18 protein-coding genes are annotated in these 20,487 nt (G+C 53.3%); 5 read left to right on the top strand and 13 right to left on the bottom strand.

Features of this window, described 5'->3' with window-relative positions:
• Positions 1–245 precede the first annotated feature (245 nt).
• Positions 246–1,592 (bottom strand): globin-coupled sensor protein, encoded by a 1,347-nt coding sequence (locus BN2684_RS06340; RefSeq protein ID WP_058301319.1) that lies wholly within the window; start codon positions 1,590–1,592, stop codon positions 246–248.
• Between the two features lie 352 nt (positions 1,593–1,944).
• On the opposite strand from BN2684_RS06340, the gene BN2684_RS06335 reads away from it, so the two are divergent.
• A complete protein-coding gene (locus tag BN2684_RS06335; protein WP_058301318.1) occupies positions 1,945–2,922 on the top strand; it encodes a polysaccharide deacetylase family protein in 978 nt (325 codons plus the stop codon).
• A gap of 211 nt (positions 2,923–3,133) precedes the next feature.
• Here BN2684_RS06335 and BN2684_RS06330 read toward each other — a convergent pair whose 3' ends face one another.
• From BN2684_RS06330 to BN2684_RS06315, 4 genes are read right to left on the bottom strand one after another with little or no spacing between them, the layout of a single operon-like run.
• Positions 3,134–3,877, bottom strand: a complete 744-nt coding sequence (locus BN2684_RS06330) for a hypothetical protein (protein WP_058301317.1) — start codon at positions 3,875–3,877, stop codon at positions 3,134–3,136.
• The gene (locus tag BN2684_RS06325; protein ID WP_058301316.1) at positions 3,874–4,485 is read right to left on the bottom strand and encodes a PilN domain-containing protein; all 612 of its coding nucleotides are present in this window, start codon (positions 4,483–4,485) and stop codon (positions 3,874–3,876) included. Before BN2684_RS06325 ends, BN2684_RS06330 begins: the two co-directional genes overlap by 4 nt.
• Entirely contained in the window at positions 4,482–5,768 is a 1,287-nt protein-coding gene (pilM, locus tag BN2684_RS06320; RefSeq protein ID WP_058301315.1) for a type IV pilus biogenesis protein PilM, read from the bottom strand. Before pilM ends, BN2684_RS06325 begins: the two co-directional genes overlap by 4 nt.
• 40 nt (positions 5,769–5,808) lie before the next feature.
• Positions 5,809–8,028: a polymer-forming cytoskeletal protein gene (locus tag BN2684_RS06315; protein WP_058301314.1), complete on the bottom strand. Its 2,220-nt coding sequence runs from the start codon at positions 8,026–8,028 to the stop codon at positions 5,809–5,811.
• Between the two features lie 73 nt (positions 8,029–8,101).
• Here BN2684_RS06315 and BN2684_RS06310 point away from each other — a divergent pair, with 73 nt between their 5' ends.
• Positions 8,102–8,566 carry a type II secretion system protein gene (locus BN2684_RS06310; protein ID WP_058301313.1) on the top strand — a complete coding sequence of 155 codons (465 nt, stop codon included), beginning with the start codon at positions 8,102–8,104 and terminating at the stop codon, positions 8,564–8,566.
• A 14-nt stretch (positions 8,567–8,580) separates the two neighbouring features.
• Positions 8,581–9,063, top strand: coding sequence for a type II secretion system protein (locus BN2684_RS06305; RefSeq protein WP_058301312.1), 483 nt, complete (start codon positions 8,581–8,583; stop codon positions 9,061–9,063).
• Positions 9,064–9,068: 5 nt separating this feature from the next.
• Here BN2684_RS06305 and BN2684_RS06300 read toward each other — a convergent pair whose 3' ends face one another.
• From BN2684_RS06300 to BN2684_RS06280, 5 genes are read right to left on the bottom strand one after another with little or no spacing between them, the layout of a single operon-like run.
• The gene (locus tag BN2684_RS06300) at positions 9,069–9,836 is read right to left on the bottom strand and encodes a prepilin peptidase (RefSeq protein ID WP_058301311.1); all 768 of its coding nucleotides are present in this window, start codon (positions 9,834–9,836) and stop codon (positions 9,069–9,071) included.
• A 36-nt stretch (positions 9,837–9,872) separates the two neighbouring features.
• Positions 9,873–10,307: a prepilin-type N-terminal cleavage/methylation domain-containing protein gene (locus BN2684_RS06295; RefSeq protein WP_058301310.1), complete on the bottom strand. Its 435-nt coding sequence runs from the start codon at positions 10,305–10,307 to the stop codon at positions 9,873–9,875.
• A 39-nt stretch (positions 10,308–10,346) separates the two neighbouring features.
• Entirely contained in the window at positions 10,347–11,564 is a 1,218-nt protein-coding gene (locus BN2684_RS06290; protein ID WP_058301309.1) for a type II secretion system F family protein, read from the bottom strand.
• Positions 11,565–11,578: 14 nt separating this feature from the next.
• Positions 11,579–12,646: a type IV pilus twitching motility protein PilT gene (locus tag BN2684_RS06285; RefSeq protein ID WP_058301595.1), complete on the bottom strand. Its 1,068-nt coding sequence runs from the start codon at positions 12,644–12,646 to the stop codon at positions 11,579–11,581.
• A 41-nt stretch (positions 12,647–12,687) separates the two neighbouring features.
• Complete coding sequence (locus BN2684_RS06280) at positions 12,688–14,355, bottom strand: GspE/PulE family protein (protein WP_058301308.1); 1,668 nt, start codon at positions 14,353–14,355, stop codon at positions 12,688–12,690.
• A 496-nt stretch (positions 14,356–14,851) separates the two neighbouring features.
• Between BN2684_RS06280 and BN2684_RS06275 the strand changes: the two genes are divergently transcribed.
• Positions 14,852–15,379 carry an acyltransferase gene (locus tag BN2684_RS06275; protein WP_058301307.1) on the top strand — a complete coding sequence of 176 codons (528 nt, stop codon included), beginning with the start codon at positions 14,852–14,854 and terminating at the stop codon, positions 15,377–15,379.
• A gap of 113 nt (positions 15,380–15,492) precedes the next feature.
• On the opposite strand, the gene BN2684_RS06270 is transcribed toward BN2684_RS06275, so the two are convergent.
• From BN2684_RS06270 to BN2684_RS06260, 3 genes are all read right to left on the bottom strand, one after another.
• Positions 15,493–16,176 carry a CpsD/CapB family tyrosine-protein kinase gene (locus BN2684_RS06270; protein WP_058301306.1) on the bottom strand — a complete coding sequence of 228 codons (684 nt, stop codon included), beginning with the start codon at positions 16,174–16,176 and terminating at the stop codon, positions 15,493–15,495.
• Positions 16,157–16,909 (bottom strand): YveK family protein, encoded by a 753-nt coding sequence (locus tag BN2684_RS06265; protein ID WP_058301305.1) that lies wholly within the window; start codon positions 16,907–16,909, stop codon positions 16,157–16,159. Before BN2684_RS06265 ends, BN2684_RS06270 begins: the two co-directional genes overlap by 20 nt.
• 161 nt (positions 16,910–17,070) lie before the next feature.
• On the bottom strand, positions 17,071–17,835 hold the full coding sequence (locus BN2684_RS06260; RefSeq protein ID WP_058301304.1) for a tyrosine-protein phosphatase: 765 nt from the start codon (positions 17,833–17,835) through the stop codon (positions 17,071–17,073).
• Positions 17,836–18,380: 545 nt separating this feature from the next.
• On the opposite strand from BN2684_RS06260, the gene BN2684_RS06255 reads away from it, so the two are divergent.
• The gene (locus tag BN2684_RS06255; RefSeq protein WP_159065769.1) at positions 18,381–19,871 is read left to right on the top strand and encodes an O-antigen ligase family protein; all 1,491 of its coding nucleotides are present in this window, start codon (positions 18,381–18,383) and stop codon (positions 19,869–19,871) included.
• The last annotated feature ends 616 nt before the right edge of the window (positions 19,872–20,487 follow it).

Below are 20,487 nucleotides of genomic sequence, written 5' to 3'. Positions count from 1 at the left end.
TGAGCCCTGCATCGTAAAGAGGGGCGCAGCAAATTCCTTTCGTCCTGCCCCGGACCCCTGTCTTAGTATAGGGACTCCTGAATGATGCAGAAGTGAAATTGGTCACATATTTTGCAGGTGTTTGCGAATCCGTTCTTTAAACCGCTTTCAAGGACACAAAAAAAGAGCTCTCGCTCTTTTTTACACCCTGATGACGATCACAATCGATCAGGCGATGCTCGCGCCTCGAACCTGCCGGTTCTCGATTAAAAGTCCTGTGTTGTAGAATTAAGGGTTTCTGCCGTAGTCGCTACGCGGTAGGAAGCCTGCCCAATCTCTTCGATGATTCCCACGAGCGTATCCATATCCTGCTTCACGCTTGCCGCTGATTGCAGGCTGCTCTCCATCGAGAGAACGATATCGGCGAAGGCTTGTTCCGTACGCACCGCTTCCGACTCTCCGGCTGTCACGAGCTCGCGGGTATCTCCGATCGCCTTCACCACGCTGGCGGTATACTTGGACGTTTGCCCGACCAGCTCGGTGATCTGCTGAACCGCCTGCTTCGTGTCGTCCGAGAGCTTCTGGACTTCACCGGCAACGACGGCAAATCCGCGGCCATGCTCTCCGGCCCTTGCGGCTTCGATAGAAGCATTCAGGGAGAGCAGCTTCGTCTGATCCGCGATGTCTTTCACGATCAGGACGATGTTATGAATTTGCGCGGAAGACCGGTTCAACTGCTGAACGGTCTCTTCCATATGATCCGCACTCTTGCGAATGGAGGATATCCGCTGTCCCAGCGCTTGCAGATCCTCTTGCCCCGTTGCGGCGAGGCTGCGGCTCTCCTGGGATTGATCGACGCTCTGCGACAGCGAGCGATTGACTTCATTGCTGGTGGAGACGAGCTCCTCTACGGACGCGCTCGTTTCTTCCGTCAAAGCAGCCAATTCCGCGCTGATCATAGCCAAATTGGCTTTCAATTCGTCCTTGACCTTCTCGTATTGCGACTCCCGTTCCCGGATATTTTCCTTCTCATAGGCGTCCAGGACGACCTGCTGCTCGAAGTTAAACATCTTGGAGATGGTCTCCGTCGCCTGTTCGCGATCGACGGATGTCTTCAATTCTTGTGCCAGGTGCTCCTTAAAGGAGGACTGAAGCTTCTCGAAAGCGGCCATATACCACTTCGGCTCGAGCCCGATCTTGTTGTGCATCATGGCGATGCGCAGCCGCTTCTCCATGAAGGACGTGTCGATGTGCCCGTCGAGAATCTCCAGCAAATGCCGCCTCATGGTTCCTTTCAACCGTTCAACCGAGCTGTGCATATAAATGATCGCCTTCAGCTTGGATATCTTCATGAGCGAATCGTAATAGTCATCGATGACGGCCTGCAGATGGGGCTCCATAAGAGGCTTGATTCTCCGGAGTACCGCCATATCTTCTTCCGTCAGCTTGATCATGTCCAATCTTTCCCGGATCTCTTCATCCAGTGTGGGATCAATGCTCCCCTCCGCTATGCTTTTATTGGCAAAGAGAGAAGCAGGGGCTGCATCCGATGATCGTACAGGGTTGAATCTTTGCCAAATGGCCTGCCAAGTCTGCTTGATAGGGTTACTCATACTCATTCCTCCCAAATAATGAAACATTCACCTATCCAAGCCACGCGGCCACGATCGTCACTCCCCGATCCACATTCAGCGCTGCCTCAAAAGGATCACTCTACATATTCTACATCCATTTGGTTATTCCTGTCTAAAAAAGACTATGATTCGACACATTTCGATCATTTTTTTCATACCCTCTCTTCACATTCTTGACTAGCGAAACTTTTTACCCATTTGCAGCGTCTATAGAGAGGCGGCATTGGGAGGAATGTTTATCCATTCGCGCTTCTCTTCCTGCTTCCCCTTTGTCCCTCATATCCAGTAAGCCTGTGCAGGCCGCTTCCGCATTGCGGGAAGGAGACTCGTCATGAACATACACAAAAAAGGGATCATCTCCCTAACCTGCCTTGCCGGTGTTTTGCTCATCGCGGCGTTCGTATTCTTCTTAACACCACCCACACCCGCCCATACCGCGGAGATCGCAAAACCGAGCCCCGCTGGGGTTACCGTACCGATTGGGAATTCACCCACAGCTGAGCCCGCCTACTTTGCAAGCGGTCAAGGGAAGCCGACCACGGTCAATTCGACAGCCAAGGTTACCTATACCAACAAGGTTGCCGTGCTGATGTATCACGATTTCAAGGATGACCCGAAGGCCAAATCGATCTCCTTGAAGGTTTTCCAAGAGCAGTTGACCACCCTAACCAAGAACGGCTTTCACTTCATCTCGATGGACGAGTTCAAAGCATTCAAGCTGAACAAGGGCAAGGTACCGGCTAATGCCGTTCTCCTAACCTTCGACGATGGGTATGAGGATTTCTATACCGTGGCTTATCCCTACCTGAAAAAGAATAAGATTCCCGCCACCAACTTCATCATCGTCCGATCGACCGAAACCGGGAATCCGGGCGGCAATCCGCATTTGACCTGGGACCAGATGAGAGAAATGGGCCAAAACGGCATGAGCTTCTACAGCCACACCTATAACCAGCATTTCTATATCCCGAATGCCGGCCCCGCCCTCACCAGCCGCTATCCCGCTGAGAAGGGCAAACCCGCCGAAACGGTGGAGCAGTACCACAAGCGAATCACCGACGACCTGGCGCTGGCGGACAAGCGGATCCGCGAAGAGCTGGGCACGAAGACGGACGTCTTCTCTTATCCGTATGGAGCCAGCAACAAGGACATCCGCACCATCTCCGCCAAGCTGGGCCATAAGCTGGACGTGACCATCCAGGGAGGGCTCAACGGACCGACTGGAAATATGGTGTACCGCATTAACGCAGGCTACAAGAGCATCAGCGGCAAAGATCTGATCGCCAAAATCCGTGAGTATACGAAATAACGGGTTCTCATGAAAGCGCACAGCTATCGTTCTTCGTTTGGAGAAGAACGAATGGCTGTTTTTTACGCGATTTGGTGATGTGCGATGTGCGATGCCAGGCGATCTTGCCCCATCCTGGCGATCTTGCCCATCCTGGCGATTTTGGCTCTTAGTGATCTAGTGATCCTAGCGATCTTAGCGGTCCCCCGGTTTTTCATTTCATTCAATCCGCTCATCGCCATGCGGTCGTCTGCCCCTTCTCCCAATCTTTAAATGACTCCTGATAGGATTCCGGCAAAGTGAACGCCGCCAAAGTGAGGTCCATCGAATAAGCGGGCAGCCCTTCGCGCCAATGCGGCAGCTTCAGAAGAAGAGATGAAAGATCACCCTCGTCTTTGGCTTCGATTTTGGCAAAGGCAACCTGGTTCACGGTAAAGAAGGTATCCGACTTGGACAAGTTATCCAAAAAGGTCCTCAGAGAAAGCATATCGCCGTATACGGTGGTCTGGAACACATGCGGGACCAACACACCCGATACGGTTCCGGCGTTGGCTTCAGTCCCGCTGCTTGGAGCGGCCGCGTCTCCATTCGCGCTCGTGCTGGGAGCCGATGCGCTTCCCGCAGCTTGTCCCTGTCCCTGACTCAAACGAACGAACAGCACTTGAGAGCGGGATGCCATCTCCATGACCTCTCCGGTCATCGCAGATAGCTGCAGCTTCAGAGGGATAGCGGCCAGCAATCGGTCAATATCCCGGTTCGACGCTTGCTCGGCAATCGGCTTTCGGGACAATTCCTCCCATTCCGCTTGTTTCACCGTCAACTGTTCCTCCATTGACCGGTATTCCCGGTAGGACGGCCATGAGGATAGAATGGCAAAAGCGAGATTGACAAGGAGAGCTGCGGCAGCCGCAACCGCGATGGCGACAACGGCTCTTTTGTGAGCGGATCGGTACAGGCCGCGGATCGAATCCTTCATGGCGTCCCCGCTTTCCGGATGTCGGCGACCGAGGGTAGCTGAATCTCCACATCCAACGAGTAATAATCACGATGGGTCAAATCGACCACCTCTCCGTCGAAGGAGATCAGCTTGGCCTTGTCTCCTTCGCGAAACTGCTTGTGCTCCGTTACATGGAGGGTCATCTTATCGAAATAAGGGACGTCCTCCAGCTTCCCCATGCATTCCTTCAACTGCTCCTCCGTCAATACGATCGTCGTAAGAGAAAGAGTGCGGGATTCGGATACGGCGAGATGGTCGATCTGACCCTGATAGGTCATTGCCGCAAGCACGGAATCCAATACCGGAACCCACTCCGGGCGGGCATCCGTGAGCTGCTTGAGCATGGCATTCCCTTGCGCGTAGAGCAAGCTCCTTGGGTCGAGCGTTGTCTTACTCTGCAGTTCCCGAACGTCAGCGCTCGTCCTCTGAAGCGTGGCCTCACTGGTGGTTTTGTTGGACTTCCACACATAAGCCAGCGAGACTTGCACCGCCAAGGCGGTTAGCGCGAAGATCAGTACAATCAAAATCAGGAAGTCGCGACGCTTGACCAGGTAGGGAACCTTGGGGAGAAGATTGATCGGTTTCATTCGCGACTCCCCCTCAGAGCAAGGCCGACCGGAACGGCAAAAGCGGCGAGATCAATCGAAGATTCGCCGCCAAAAAGACCGGCGGAAGACGTTGCCTCGTATCGATAGATGCGTTGATTCATGCGCGAGGCGAGGTAATCCTCCAGCTCTTTCATCCGATCCAAGCTGCCGGTAAGTACGATAGCCGGAAATTCGATATGGCGGTTGTCCAGGGAATACCGGTAGAAGTTAAGCAGCCGCTCCAGCTCTGAAACGAGATCCTGGCAAGCATTTTCGAAGGGTTGACTCGGGCTCATGATCCCGTTGTAGAAGGAATACTCCTGGCTGTCATCGGCTGGCGAATCTGCCGAGGCAAAACGGATCTCCATGTTGCGGGTCAATCGGAACAACCCGTGGTCCACGATGGTCAAGTCTGTGTTGGAGGCGTTGACGTCGAGGATGATCCAGGAGTCCTCCTCAAGCGGCATGCACCGCTCCTGCAGCCGCATCAGAGAGAAGGCTTTGATCTCAAAGCTGAGCGGCGCAAGCTTCATCCGGTTCAAGAGATGGACATACTCCTCCAGCATCTCCATGGGCGCGGCTACGATGAGCACTTCGCTAAGTACAGGACTGTCAGCGCCTTCTTCGGAAGCGACAGCCACCTCCTGCGAAGCTTTGCGGGTGAAGAGACGGGAGAAATCGATCTCTTTTTGCGCGAAGGATAGGAGGTTTGCCTTTGGCCTATGGACTGATTTCTCTGACTTCCTTGGTTGCTCCAGCCTTTCCAGTTTCTCCGGTTTCTCCGGCTCTGGATTTCCCGTTTCCCCTGGCTTCTCCGATTTCCCTGGTTTCTCTGGTTTCTCCGGCTTCTTCCCCTTCTTGGTGTCATTCCCTCCTTGTTCCCGCTCCAGGCGAGTGTAGGAGTAATGGGGGTGCTCGAAGGGCAAGGTCAGATGATGCGCCAGCTCATACCGGATCAGCTTCTCCATCTGGTTGTCCGGGGCGTTCGGCATCTTGATCGTCTTCACGAGAACGGTTTGGCTGGGGATAGCCAGATGCACCCGGTTGGTTCCCCACCGCTTCTCCGCGAGCAGTTCGCGAACCGCCTCTTCCAGGGCATGCGGGTCCTTCACCCGCCCGTCGTTCATCGTCCCCTTCGGGAGCGATACCGAGGCGCATTGGACAATCCGCAGCCGCCCGCTGCTAACCGCATCCAGTTCGCAGAGCTTCACTTCATCCTCTGTAATTTCCATGCCGAAAACGGATTTCCCCGGCTTGATGCGGCTCCAGAGCGACTGAATCATCGTGGACTTCCTCCTCTTATAGAGTCAACGCTTGCTGTCTTCATGGGGCAGCGTAGGTGACGCGAGAGCTCCATTTGGTGCTGATCGTAATCCGACTGACACTCTGAGCTTCGGGCGCTTTATGGTTGATTTTCAAATAATTCTCCGCTGGCCTGTTCGATCCCGAAGCCGTATTCCAGGAGGCGAAGGTCACGTTGCCTCCGGAATAGAAGCCGCCAAAGGTTGTCCCCGGATGCAGATTATTCAGAATGGAAATATCCTTTAATGCTGCCAACATGCCTCCAATCTTCACTTCGGCAGATAAATCACAATTATCGGATATCGTTAGGCTTCCAGCCGAGATCAGATCCTTCGCCACCTTCAGATTGCCGATTCCGGCAACAAACGTGATATCCCCGCCAGCGGCGATGGTCTCCGCAATTTGCAGGGAGGTGATCGTTCGGAAGCTGATCGCTTTTCTCGAGAGAATACTCCCCATGCTTCCGTTCCGAATCTCATAAAAGGAGATGTTGCCTGGAGATAAGATGGAGCCGCCTACATGAAAATCGGTAGCGACATTCGTAAACATGAATTCCTCGCCAGCGAAGATCGATCCCTTCACTGTTACATTCGTGATGTACTCAAAATTCAGCTTCTGTCCGACGCTGATATCCCCGTCGATCAGCCAGTACGCAGCGGTAGAGGGGATCTTAATGTCGTTCCCCGTGAGGAGAGAACCTCCTAGCCGAAGCATGCTAATCTCACTCGCCGATGTGAAGGTCTCGCAGCTGAAGTCACGCGTGGCTCGCAGGAATCCGATGTGCCCATAACGGAATTCCGTTCCGCTCACGATGGATTGTCTGTCATTGCCGACGATGGTCCCGCTCTTATAAGAGGAATCGCTCGCCGCCATCGTGGACCATCTGCCGACGGACAGGTAGTCCACGGTACCAAATTTCATGGACAACTTGCTGCTTAAAGCCCCTTGTACATCAAGAACTTTCATATTTCCGGCAGCAGTGAAATTCTTGTTCGTGATGAGGTCGCCACCGACCTGGGCCTCATTGTCGACCGAACCGGTAAAAGTTACATCCCCTTTGGTTAGGAAGTCTCCTTGGACGGTTAAGGTAGCGATCTGGCCGATTTTCGTCTCACTTCCATGGACGATGAGATCGCCCTTCACGATCAAGCTGTTGTGGAACGCTCCGGTTGTCAGGCTGCCCCGTACCTCCACGTTTCCTTCTATGATCAGGTCAGTGAACGATCCCAGCCGCATATCCCCGTTCACCTTCACATTCCCTTTGATCACGAGCTTCGTGTTTCCTTGTTCCGCCAGAAGATTGCCACCGACCAGCAAGTCTCCCTCGATGGTCGTATTCTTTATGGAGCCGGGGAAAACAACATCCCCACTCGATTTAATCGCTACGCCGTTCCCTCCTGGAGCCGGTGTGATCACATACGACCCATCAAACTCCGTTTCCTTCAAGGTAACCTTCGAAGCGTTCAACAGCCCGGTCCCACCTGGTCTGGAATAAACCTTGTCCACGGTTCCCAGTGGGCTATCCGGGAAGGGCTGATAAGCGGCATCAAAGGACAGTGGAGCTAGAGGAAGCGGCCTTTTGGAAAACTTTTCGTCAAAGGAGCTTCCGGTATATCTCGACATGTAATCCTTGAATTCAGCAGTATATTTGTCTGCGGGATAGTCATTCTCGATGAAGCGATAACCGGGCGGCGTCAGTTCGCTCGAAACATCTTCAAACAGGTGGTTGACGCGCGTATTGTTCGATACGACTCCGTGCTGGATATAGAAGGCGCCCTCAGCCGGATTCGAGACGGTTTCCTGCTCGGTTGAGATTTGGAGCACGATGGCCTTTGCCCGTTTTTGCGGACCGCTGCCGGAAGAGGCGGTAAAAGAGATAGCCGGAACTCCGCCGTCGGCAGGAATGGCATCCGCCGAGATCGTCAGCCACGGATACAGGTTGGCATGCTGGAGAGCCGCTGCCGTTTCCTGTGCCAAAACCGCGACATCATCAACCGTGATCGGAGTCGTTCTCGTTGAGTCGCTCTCCATGCGAGCGAAGGCTTTCTCGAACAGATCCTTATAGACTCGCGCAGCCGATTCCGCTTTGACAAAAGCCGCTTCGTTGTGTCCATCCGTTAAGGTCTGGAGCTGGCCTTCACTCGCAAGGGCAAGGACAGGCATAATCAGAAGCACCATAACCAATACGAAAGCAAGAACGAGCAGCAGGGCGTTTCCTTTTTGGGAAGCAAGCTTCTTCATCGCGATCCCCTCTTTCCAATCTTGCCCAATTCCTCTATAGTAGGACTATAAGACTAGTTGGCTGGAGGTTCCTATGAACAACAAGCGGGGCATTACCTTGATTGAGGTCTTGGTGTCGATCGTCATACTCGCCGTCGCTGTTCTGGCCATCTCCTATGCGCTTCAGCAAACGTCCTTATTTTCCAAGCAAAATAACGACAAAGAATCGAACCTATCCGCTGCCCGCACGGTCATGGAAGAGCTTAAGGAAGCCCTAAAATCGGACAGCTCCATCACTCTGTACGGACAATCTGTCGATTTGATCTCGCTCAAGGCTGCAACTCCGTCCCCTGTCCAAACCCTGTACCTTCCGACCTCTGCCGCTCCGAAAGTCAAGATTGAGATCGCTACCCTTCCTCTTCCCGAGCAAGCGACTAACGTGGCCATCCAAGGAACTACCTATAACCTGAACGAAGATTTTCGACTTGTCCAAGTGACCGCTACCGACGTGCAGACCGGCCAGCCTTATGTGCTTCAGGCCTATTTGGACAGCCACTAGAGGGGAAGAGACTCATGATGAAACGTAATCGACGCGGCATCACTCTCGTAGAAGTTCTAGCTGTCATCGTGATCTTGGGAATCGTGATGGGGGGAATTCTGTATCTCACCGATCAGACGCATGCCACTCTTGTGCAGCAGACAACCCGAGATGAAGCGAAACGGGATTCCCGGACCGTTCTGAATCATATGGTGAACGCCTTGCGTAAAGAAAACGCCTCTCTGTCGAGCGACGGAAGCCGAATCTTGATCATCCACTATTCCGACTCCAAAGAGGTTCTGACCTATTCCTTCGATGCCTCGCTTCATCAAGTGAGTTACGCGTTAGCCAAGCCAGATGGTACGACGATGAATCAAGTTCTCTCGCAAAAGGTAAAAAGTATCGTCATCGAACGGGATGCGAGCGAGACCCGCAAGGTAACCATTCGGCTTACGATGCTGCTGCCCAATCAAGCAACGGATGAGGAATCTACGGTTGTCTATGTGCCAAGCCTGTAGGAGAACTACATGAGAAGATGAAGATACCCATTCACCATCGGATCACCCCAGAGATAAGCGATCCAAGCACCAATCGCGATAAAAGGGCCAAACGGTACCGGTTCCCCGGTGCCTTTTTTGGTAGATAGCTGAAGCGGAAGCAGAACCAGCAACCCGACTGCGCTGGCGAGAAACAGGCTGAGCGCGGTTAGCTTCACCCCAAGGATCAAGCCGAGAAAGCCATACAGCTTGATGTCCCCTCCGCCCATCGCTTCCCGGCCTAGAAGCTTCTCGAATGTGAGGCCAATGACGAGAAGGAACACGCTCCCGCCGATTGCGGCAGCGGCGTAATTCCATAACGGCAAAGGATTGGAGAGGAACAGGCGGAGAAGAACCGCCGCAATCGCTCCGAATAGAACGACTTCGTCCGGAATGATCATCTCGGCCAGATCGGTAAGGACGATGAGGTAGAGGATGATTAGGAGCAATGCGGTAATAAGAAGCTCCCTCTCTTGTCCAACGATGGTGTAGGTGATAGCGGAAATGACGCCAAATGCAAGAATGCCAGATCCATAGCGCCGAGGAAGAGATTTCAACTCGCCTGTCATGAGGGATCTGGAGTTTACCAGCCATTTCGTTTTCGCTACACTCTCATGCCACCCAAGGGGAAGCCGCTTCATAACGAATCTCTGAAAATCAGGGCTTGCACTTTCCAGAAAGCAATCCGAAAGCCAAGTAAGCAGGCTGCCAAGGAGCAGTCCGATGAGAAGAGAAAGCAAAAGATCGGAGATCATTGGACAGCCTGCCTTTCGGGGAGATGTATTGAATTCTTAAGGAGTAGTAATCGTCATATTTTTAAAATTACTCGTATCGGTTCCGGTAAGGGTTATAATGTACCCATCAAGACCACTTCCAGTAGGATTAGTCCTAGGTGTAATCGTAACACTTGCGACTTCATGCTTGGCCTTATTATTAAATTTCGGCAGACTCGTTATATAGCCATTAGCTAGTAACTCAGCTACAGTAAGTGTAACTGCTGCCGGTGATTGTTCTAAAGCGTAGCGATTAGCCGCATCGACAATTAGTCGCTGATTAGCCAAATCCGCGTTGTTCTTCGACTTTTCAATCGCGTTGCTGACAGCCGGAATTGCGATGGCCGCTATAATGCCGATGATCAAGACAACCGCCAAAAGCTCGATCAACGTAAGACCCTTCTTGTTCCTTACTTTCCCCAGCGTTCTTACTTTCCCCAGCGTAGCTTCCATGGCTTCATTTCTCCTCTATTCATCAATTTGAATAACAACCTAATTCATTTCCTGAATCATCTTGAACGTCGGCGTCATGACCGCGAGGACGATAATCCCGACGATCCCCGCGATGATTAAGATCATCAGAGGCTCCAACAGCGACTTCAACCGGTCGGCCATGGCGTCCACATCGGCCTCGTAGAAATCCGCGACTTTGTCCAGCATGCTGTCCAAGGAGCCGGTTTGCTCCCCCACTGCAATCATCTCGACCACCATCGGCGGGAACAGCTTGTTCCGCCGGAGCGGTTCGCTCATCGACTCCCCTTTCATGATGTCCTCCCGAAGCTTCAGGATGACCTTGCCGATTGCTTCATTGGCGACAACCTGTGAGACGAGCGTCAGTCCCTCCATGAGGGGAATCGCTGCGGCAAACAGGGAACTGAAGGTGCGGCTGAAGCGGGCGATCGCCTGCTTGTGCCACAGCTTGCCGAATACCGGAACCTGTAGTTTTATGTAATCCAGACGTTCCCGTCCGGTTTCGGACTTGCGGATGAGGGTGAGGATTCCCTTGGGCACGAACAAGCCGGCGATGACCAGGTACCAGAACCTCTGCATGAAGTCGCTCACGGCGATGACGATCCGCGTAGGCAGTGGAAGCTCCACGTTCATGGAGGCAAAGCTATCCACGAATTTCGGGATGACGAAGATCATCATGAACGTCACGACGAGCACCATGACCACCGCCATGATCGTCGGATACACCATCGCGGACTTGACCTTCTGCTTCGTGTTGTGTTCTTTCTCATAAAAGATGGCTAGCCGCTCCAGCATCGCATCGAGGTTGCCGCCTGCCTCCCCCGCCTTCACCATGTTGACGAAGATCGGGCCGAATGTCTTGGGATGCCGGGCAGCGGCATCCGAGAATTGCGCGCCGTCCTTCATTTCCTCCGCAACCTCCGCCAGCACCTTGCGAAATGGCTTGGTCGGCGCGTGCTCGCTGAGCAGCCGGACCGATTCGACAAGGCTCACGCCGGATTTGTACATGGTGGCAAGCTGCCGGCAAAACACCGTAAAATGCTCCAGCTTGACCTTATCTCCGCCAAGCGACACGTTGATGTCGCGGGTCAGCAGGCTGTCTTCCTGATCCTTCAAGCTCATGATCCATAGCCCCTGGCTACGAAGCTCTTCGGAAGCCTGCTGAAGAGTAGCCGATTCGAGGATGCCTGCGGATGGTTTGCCAGCGGAGGTGACGGCCTTGTAGCGATATTTGGGCATCTAGTCTCCTCCTTCTAGAGCAGCTTCGTCTCGGCCAAGCCGACGACGGCATCTCGCGCCGTCTCCGCTGTGATGCTCCCGGCCTGGATCAGCTCGCGCAGCGCTTGCTCCATCGTCTGCATGCCGCTGCCTCGCCCTGTCTGCATCGCTGAACGGATCTGATGCACCTTCTCGCTGCGAATCAGATTCGCGATGGCCGGAGTATTGACGAGAACCTCAACGGCGGCGATCTTGCCGTTCCCATCCGCCGTCGGCAGCAAACGCTGAGCCATTACGCCGAGGAGAACCGAGCTGAGCTGGGAGCGAATCTGCTGCTGTTGGCCCGGAGGGAACACATCGATGATCCGGTCGATGGTCTGGGGAGCATCCGCCGTGTGAAGCGTCGCAAAGACGAGATGTCCGGTTTCAGCGGCGGTGATGGCGGTGGAGATGGTTTCCAAATCTCGCATTTCGCCGACGAGGATGACATCCGGGTCCTGCCTTAACGCAGCCCGCAGACCGCGGGCGAACGATTCCGTGTCGCCGCCGACCTCGCGCTGATTCACGATGCTCCTCTTGGACTCGTGAAGATACTCGATCGGATCTTCAAGCGTAATGATATGCTCGCTTCGCGTTCGGTTGATATGGTCGAGAATCGCGGCGAGCGAGGTCGATTTGCCGCTGCCGGTCGGACCGGTCACGAGCAGGAGGCCTTGAGGCCGCGAAGCGAACCATTCCGCAGCGGGCGGCAGGCCCAGCTCTCCCAGATGCGGGACCCGATCCGGGATGATCCGGATGCTGAGTCCCACATGAGCCCGCTGCCGGTAAGCATTCACCCGGAAGCGAGCCACCTCCGGTATGCCGTAGGCAAAGTCGAGGTCGCCGCTCTGCCGGAAGGCTCCCCAATCGGCTTCCGGGATCAACTGACGGGCGACCGCCTCCGTGTCTTCCGGCCGAAGCACATGATTTCCGGCTGGCTTCAAGCTGCCGTGGATACGCAACATCACCGGCGATCCGGCGGTCAAGTGAAGATCGGAGGCCTGTCGGTCTACAGCCAGCCGGAGCAGCCCTTCCGCGTCGGCTTTCGATTTGGACTGATTCATGCTTTCTACACCGCCTTCCCCCAAGCACGCTTGTCCATCCATCATTCGTCACGCCCCGTCACGCGGAACACTTCGGTAATGGTGGTGAGTCCCTGCACCGCCTTGCGCAGCCCGTCCTCGAGCAAGGAGACCATGCCGCGTTCCGCCGCATAGGCAAAATACTCGTGGTCCGGTCGCTTCTGCAGAATGAGGGAACGAAGGCCTCCGTCCAAATGCAACACCTCATGAATGGAGAGGCGGCCCTTGTAGCCGGTCCGGCCGCATTCGCCGCAGCCCTTGCCGATGAGTAAGCGGGAATCATCGAGGCCGTATCGCCTTAGCTCCGTCGCTTCCTCTTCGGGCGGGACGTAGGCGCTCGCGCAGTGCGGGCAGATTCTGCGGACAAGCCGCTGCGCCACGACACAATTGACCGATGATGCGATGAGGAAGGGCTCGACTCCCATGTCGATCAATCGGCTGATTGAATTGACTGCACTGTTGGTATGCAGGGTACTGAGAACCAAATGCCCGGTCATAGCAGCGCGAACCGCAATCTCGGCGGTCTCGGAGTCGCGAATTTCGCCGACCATGATGATGTTCGGGTCCTGCCGGAGAATGGAGCGAAGTCCTTTGGCGAAGGTCAGCCCCGTTACATTGTTCACCTGAACCTGATTGATCCCGGCGAGCTGATATTCCACCGGGTCTTCGATGGTAATCACGTTCACGTCGTCCCGGTTGAGATGCGCGAGCGCCGAATAGAGCGTTGTCGTCTTGCCGCTGCCGGTCGGGCCGGTCAGTAGGACCACCCCGTGAGACTTCTCGATGGCGCGGATGAAAGTGAAATAATTTCTCTCGGAAAACCCGAGCTTGCTCACTTGAGTCAAAGAACTGGCGGTATCCAGCACCCGCATGACGATCTTCTCGCCGTGAATCGTGGGCAGCGTAGCGACCCGAATGTCGATGCGGCGGAACTCGATATCGAGCTCCACTCGGCCGTCTTGCGGAACCCGACGTTCGGCGACGTTGAGATTCGCCATGATCTTCACACGGGCGACAATCACGGGAAGCATGCTGCTGGGAAGCGTGCGTTCATTGCGCAGCACCCCGTCGATGCGGTAGCGGATGCGCAGCCCGTCATCCTGGGGATCGAAATGAATGTCGCTGGCACTCATCTGAACGGCCTGCAGGATGATCTGATTCACCGTCTTGACCACGGGCGAATCGTTGTCCTGAGCGGTTTGGAGCACTTCCTCCTCGCGCGCCTGCATGCTCTGCGTGATCTGCTCAATGCTGTCCTGAAGGCCGTAGTAACGGGCGATCGCGCGGACGAGCTCTTCCTTGGAAGCGATGACCGGTTCAATGCGGAGCCCTGTCAAAATACGAATCTCATCGATCGCGAAGTAATCGAGCGGGTCGGCCATGGCGAGCACGAGCTTGTTGCCGTCGATGCGCAGCGGCAGCACGCTGTGCTGCTCGGCCACCTTTTGCGGGATGAGCTGGACGATCCTTTGTTCGATCTTCTGCCGATAGATCTGGACATGCGGGATGCCAAGCTGAAATTCCAGCACTTCGATGAACTGCTGCTGCGTGATGTAGCCCTGCGTAATCAGGACGTCGCCGAGCCGCATTTTTAATTCCTTTTGCTGAATGAGAGCTTGGCTCAGCTGCTCCTCCGTGATCACCCCGGCTTCCATCAGCAAATCTCCAATTCGCTTGCGCGTATAGGCCATAGTGCATCCATCCTGATCATAAAAATAGGCAAATGCCAGATACGTCGAGACGAGTCAGACTCGTTGAGGGCTTGAGTACAAATACACAATCGAGCCTTCGGAAAACATCGAAAATTACCAGGTATTATTGGTAGAATCCAGGCGAATGCCCGAGAAAGCTCCCACTCCGACTAGGAATAATAATCCAATTAAACCATGAAAAGAAGAGAAGGGTCAACTATAAAAGTCCTACTTTTCTATCATTTTTAGGACCTTAAGACTACTATAATCCCAATGTTCACATACCTTTCTCTTATCATTCCTAGATTAGTATTTTTTAGATATTTTCCAGATGACAGGATCCGGTACTCAAGTCCACTTGCCGGTGAACCCGTTTGAAAGATACAATCAGTATACAGATACATATTGTATCACTCGTCTTATCTACAATCGGGTATCTACTATCGGGTATCTACAATCGGGGCACTCTTCCCCAATCTGAACAGGAGGCGAGACGATGGCCAAATGGCAGACCCTCTATCGCAAGCTTATCGTAAACGGACTCGCCGCTTCTTCGCTTGTACCTTCCCGGTTGAGACACGCCCTATACCGTTCCGCCGGAATCGATGTGCGGACCCGGTTTCTATCGCCGCGCTGTTTTTTCAGCGGCAACCGGATCCGGATTGGAGAACGCTCCTTCGTGAACTACGGCTGCTATTTCGAAAACCACGGGGAGATCACGATCGGCAAGGGCGTTTCTCTCGGCATGGAGGTGATGCTCTGTGCGTCTACTCATGAAATGGGCGGAGCCGAGCAAAGGGCGGGCAAGCCGATCGGCCTGCCCATTCGCATCGAAGACGGCTGCTGGATCGGCACACGCGCCGTCATCCTGCCCGGAGTGACGATAGGCGCGGGCTGCGTCATTGCCGCCGGTGCGGTCGTTCACCGGGATTGCGAGCCGAACGGCCTGTATGCGGGGGTTCCGGCGAGAAGGATTAAGGAGTTGCCAGCGAAAGCGCAAGTAGCAAAGCTTCATGCACTATAGACTGGATGAATCTAGCGGAATCGATGCGAGGGTAAAAAACGAATAGCGAAGCCCCCCTTTTCTTCACCAAAGGGGGGCTTCGCTATTCGTTAATCCGTTTGATAACGACTCTCTTACGTTCCGTAATAATAGTAGTAATACGAGTCGCCCTTAGAGCGGCTTATGTTGTTGAGCACGACGCCGAGAATGCGCGCATCGGCGCGTTCCAGGGTGTGCTTGGCTTTGGATAGCGTGTCTTTCTTGGTCTTGCCGGCGTCAACGACCAGGATAACCCCGCTGCAAAAAGCAGCGACGACCTGGGCGTCGGTGACCGCCAGAATCGGCGAGGTATCGAACAGGATGATGTCGAATTCATCCTTCACCTCTTCGATGAATTTCTTCATCCTTTTGGATGAGAGCAATTCAGACGGATTAGGGGGAATCGGACCCGAGGGAATGATTGACAGGTTGTCGATTCCGCTGCTCTGGATACATTCCTTCCACTCGGCCTGACCGACGAGGATGTTGGACAAGCCGTTCCGGTTCGAGCGATTGAACGACAGATGGACGGTCGGCTTGCGCAGATCGGCATCGACGATCAAGACTCGCTTGTCCGACTGTGCATAGACGGTGGCCAGATTGGTCGTTGTAGTCGACTTCCCCTCCGATGGACCGGCGGAGGTGACCATCAGAATCTTCTCGTTGTTGTCGAACGAGGTGAAGTCGAGATTGCTCCGCAGCATGCGATAGGACTCGGAGATCGGCGACTTGGGATTCTCAAGGGTGATGAGCATTCGTTTATTGGTTGAGGGTGGCATGCTCTTTAACACCTGCCTTCACTTTTAGCTCCGTGGAAGCTTGAGTCTTGAAGTCCTCTGGCTTCTGGCGGGCGATGGCGGCCAAAGTCGGCAAACCGAGCAGAGCTTCGATGTCCGCTTCCGTCTTGACGGAATCGTCCAGGAATTCCAGCAGGAACGCGAGCCCTGCCGAAATGAACAACCCCAGCAAGAACGCGATAGCGATATTCATGACCTTGTTTGGTTTCACGGGAACCGGATCGGCGTTCAGTTTGGCCTGATTGAGGATCGTGATGTTGTCCACGAGCATGATCTTGGGGATCTCTTGCTTGAACACCTCGGTAATCGCGTTGACCATCTGCGCGGCTTTGTTGTAATCGCCGTCCTGGATCACCAGCGTGAGGACCTGGGTGTTATTGACCGAGCTTACCCTTACCTTCTGGATCAGCTCCTCCGAGGTCATGTTGAATTCGGGATGCTCCGCCACAACGGCGTCCATGATGGCCGGTGTCTTGATCACTTCCTTGTAAGTATCGATGAGCTTCAGGTTGCTGTTGATCGCATTGATGTCGAGCTGGGGATTCCCCGTCTGTTCGTTGGACTTGACGATCATCTTGGTCGATGCCTCATAGACCGGCGATAGGACAAAATAACTGATCAAGCCTGCAGCGAGCGTGCTTACCAGGGTGATGGACACGATGAGGAGAAGCCGCTTGCGCAAGATTCTCACGTAGTCCTTGAATTCTAATTCCATTAGATACCTCCGATCTTGTTGGGTAGTTGAACTTGTCATCCGTTGACTCCATGCTATGTCAAATGCAAAACCAGACCCGAATGAGGGCTGACCTTGAATCGGATCAATCCATGCTAGTGAAGCCTTGGGAGAATACGGTAAATAGTTTCATTCGTCTGGATTCATTTGGAAAAGAAAGACCACCGTTTTTTCGGGAGCAGCGGCTCCTCATAAGGGATCGCCTCACCTGCGAGCAGCAGCTCGGAATTTCTCCGGCAGCTATCGGCGAGCTCTTTCCCTGCTTCCTTTTCTAGCAAGGAATATGCTTCTCGAAGAGCAAACGGGCGGGCCTTGACGTTATGAGCATCGGAAGCCACAAAATGAATTAGCCGGCTGCGGCACATCTGGAGAGCGGTCTTCTGGACGGAGCGCCCAAATCCTCCGGTCAGAGAATGACTGGTTACCTGGGCGAGCGCCCCCGCTTCAATGAAATCCGCCAGCTTCTCTGGGGACGCGGCCAGCTCCTTGTTGCGTTCCGGATGCGCGATCACCACCGTTACGCCCGATAATCCCAGCTCATAAATCCATTCCTTCGCCTTCGCCGGGACTTGTCCGGACGGGAACTCCAACAGCAGGTACGACGAATCCGCCAGCGTGAGCAGCGTCCCCCGTTCATAGTCGCGCAGCAGGTCGTTGAATCCTCGGATCTCCTGGCCGGAAGCTACCTTAAGGGGAATATTCCGGAGCTCCAGAAGCTTTTGCAAGGAAGCGACCTCCTCCCGAACTCGCGAGGCTTCATTGTCATAAATCCCATTCGCATGGTGCGGGGTGGCGATCACCGCCGTAATGCCTTCGGACACTGCCATGTCGGCCATTTCCAGCGATTCCTCCAAACTGGAGGAGCCGTCATCCAGGAAGGGAAGAAGGTGGGCATGAATATCGACCATGGAAAGAATCCCCCCCTATAAAACTTTGTCTCATTGTACCACCATTGTCTCTTGCTCTTCGAATGAAGAAAGTCGCGTTCTTCTGATACAATTTGTAGCCATCGAGTCCTATTCCCTTCAGGATTCGACTTCATTTCTATCCACATATTTTTATTTTCAACATATTTTGTTTTATGTCCCCCGAACTACATATCCTATTAATACAATATGTATCATTGATTAACGATTCAATGCTGCTAATCCCTGTTAGCTTTTCAAGTGATGATTCTCGCGAAATCTGCCTGATAGTTGTTAAAAATAGCGCATTCTCTCTCTCCTTCATATCCGCTTCCTATTAGGTTCTTGGTAAAGTCTCTCTTTTGTGATACAATCGGTATACTGATACAATTTGTATCAATATATAAATTGCTCCATCGACCGGTAAAAAAGCAAACCGATGAGTAGCGCAACGAAGAGGAGATCCGAACGGATGGGAGTGGAAGCAGGTTATGAGCGTTGATAAAGGAAACCTAGGCTTTTATATGGAAGAGAGAACGCGTTTATGGATGGAAAGAGGAAAGCTTGGCGCTAAAACATCTCTGCTCGTCATGTTCGCCGCCCTTCTCACAACGGCATTCGCCATCCATCCAACTTATATCCTCTATGCTGCGGTCGCCGCCCTATTCGCATGGCTGCTTTTTTCCTGGAAGGCTTCCATGACGGTCTATCTGATCAGCGTCACCTTCAACCGATTGACCCTCGATCTGTCCAGCAGCAGCTTCCGGCCCGAAATGATCATGGCGTTGGTCGCGATTGGATCGGGTGTCCTGTATGTTCTGCTCAACAAAAGCCGACGAATCAAGCTCACGATCAATCCGCAAAGCGTTCTCTTCCTGATCTTCGTCCTATACGCATCCGTCGTGTCCTATATCAACAGTCAGGTCTTCGATTACTCCGTCAGTGGAATCCTGCAGATTTCTTTTGCTTTTATGGGCTTTTTCCTGGTCAGCCAACTCGCCACCTTTGAGACGGGCGCCATTTACCGGTACGTCAATCTATATATCGGCTTAGGTGTATTCCAATGTGTATACGCGCTGATCTGTTTTCTCTACAACCAATTCACCGGAAGCTTTTTGTTCGGGGAGAAATACGGCGGGTTAATGACGGGGCAAATTAGCGGAACAAACTGGACCTCGATCACCTGGCGGGGAGGCTTGTATGAAGCGAATCTCTTCTCCGCTTTCATGGGGGTCACGATTGTTTTTATCGCAACCCTGCTGCTATCCAAACGAAAAGTTCGTTATCCGGTCGTGCTCTTTCTCAGTCTGGTTCTCTGCGTGGTCGGGATCATCATGGGGTGGACGCGATCCGCATGGATCGGAAGCGTACTTGGCCTTCTGATTGTGTTTATCTTCTATTTCAAACGCTTGTTCCAGCCAAAAACGGTCCTGCTGCTGGTTACCCTGCTCCTGCTGCTGGTACCAACTCTCGTCGCGGTAGAAAAGGTCTTTGATCAGACGTCGGGAAGAGAAAACTTGCTGTCCTCCAAATTGACCAACCTGTTTAACGGCGATGAAGGGACGGGAAAATACCGGGTTGAGAAGCTGAATCTCGCCTACACCCACTGGCTCGACAATCATCCGGTCGTGGGCAACGGTTATTTCTCCATCAAGTACTTGAATCCGGACGAATGGGTCGCGAGCATGTTCATGGCGGTGCTAGATGATACGGGAGTCATCGGACTTTCTCTGTTCCTTCTACTAATAGGGTCGGTTCTCTTTCAGGGCTTCCGAGCCGCGATCAGAACGACAAACCCGAAACGAAAAGGGTATCTCCTCGGCCTGCTGGGCGGTTCGGCTGTGCTGCTGTTCTCCTACAATTTCTCTCCCGGCCATACCCTCGCCATGTTCTGGGCTCATCTTGGACTCATCTGGGTCCTCAGCCAAACACGCGACGATGCAAACGGCAAGCCTGAGAGAATCAGCTCCACTAAGAGCAAACGCCGGTTGGACCGGACCATGCAAGTCGTGGTGAAACGGTCGAGGCTGCGTGAATGATAAGAGTCTGGGGCTATCGGTCCGAAGCTGCTCCTATATAACAGCAAGCGCTCCGCCTACCTTCACGAAAGAGGCCATCCTCCGTTCGGGTAAGCGAAGCGCTTTTTGTGCTGCGTTGAGGGAAACCAATGGATGCAATGACCCACCGGCAGATAGGAGAAACGATGACTAGTGCGCTATTAACCGCGCGGATAAGTTATGACGGCAATGAGTAAGGGAAAGGATGTTGAAACTATGGTCCTGGTAGCGTACTAGTACGCCGCAACCATAATCATTCATTAGGATTTTATCCGCTCTTGTTCGAAAATCGTGCACAAAATACAACATTTCGCGGACAAGCTTCATCTTTTCACCAGAATCATGCACAAAATGCAATATTTTTTAGATAAATGCTACTTTTTTATTGAAAATAGTGAAATAGATGCATCATTTATCCGATTGTCTCCCACTTTTGATCTGATATCATGCACAAAATGCAACATTTCACGGAATAATGCTTCTTTTTCGCTTTTATGGAGCTGAATATGAAGGTACGCATCCGCTGGCATTAGGTCGGGTTAGCAAACACGTGCTAGATAACAGGTGAGGGAAAGAAACCCGTATGGGTTTGGCTTTC

It is taken from the genome of Gorillibacterium timonense (assembly GCF_001457415.1).
Taxonomy (GTDB): Bacteria; Bacillota; Bacilli; order Paenibacillales; family NBRC-103111; genus Gorillibacterium; species Gorillibacterium timonense.
This window is presented reverse-complemented; position numbering and strand designations above follow the sequence as displayed.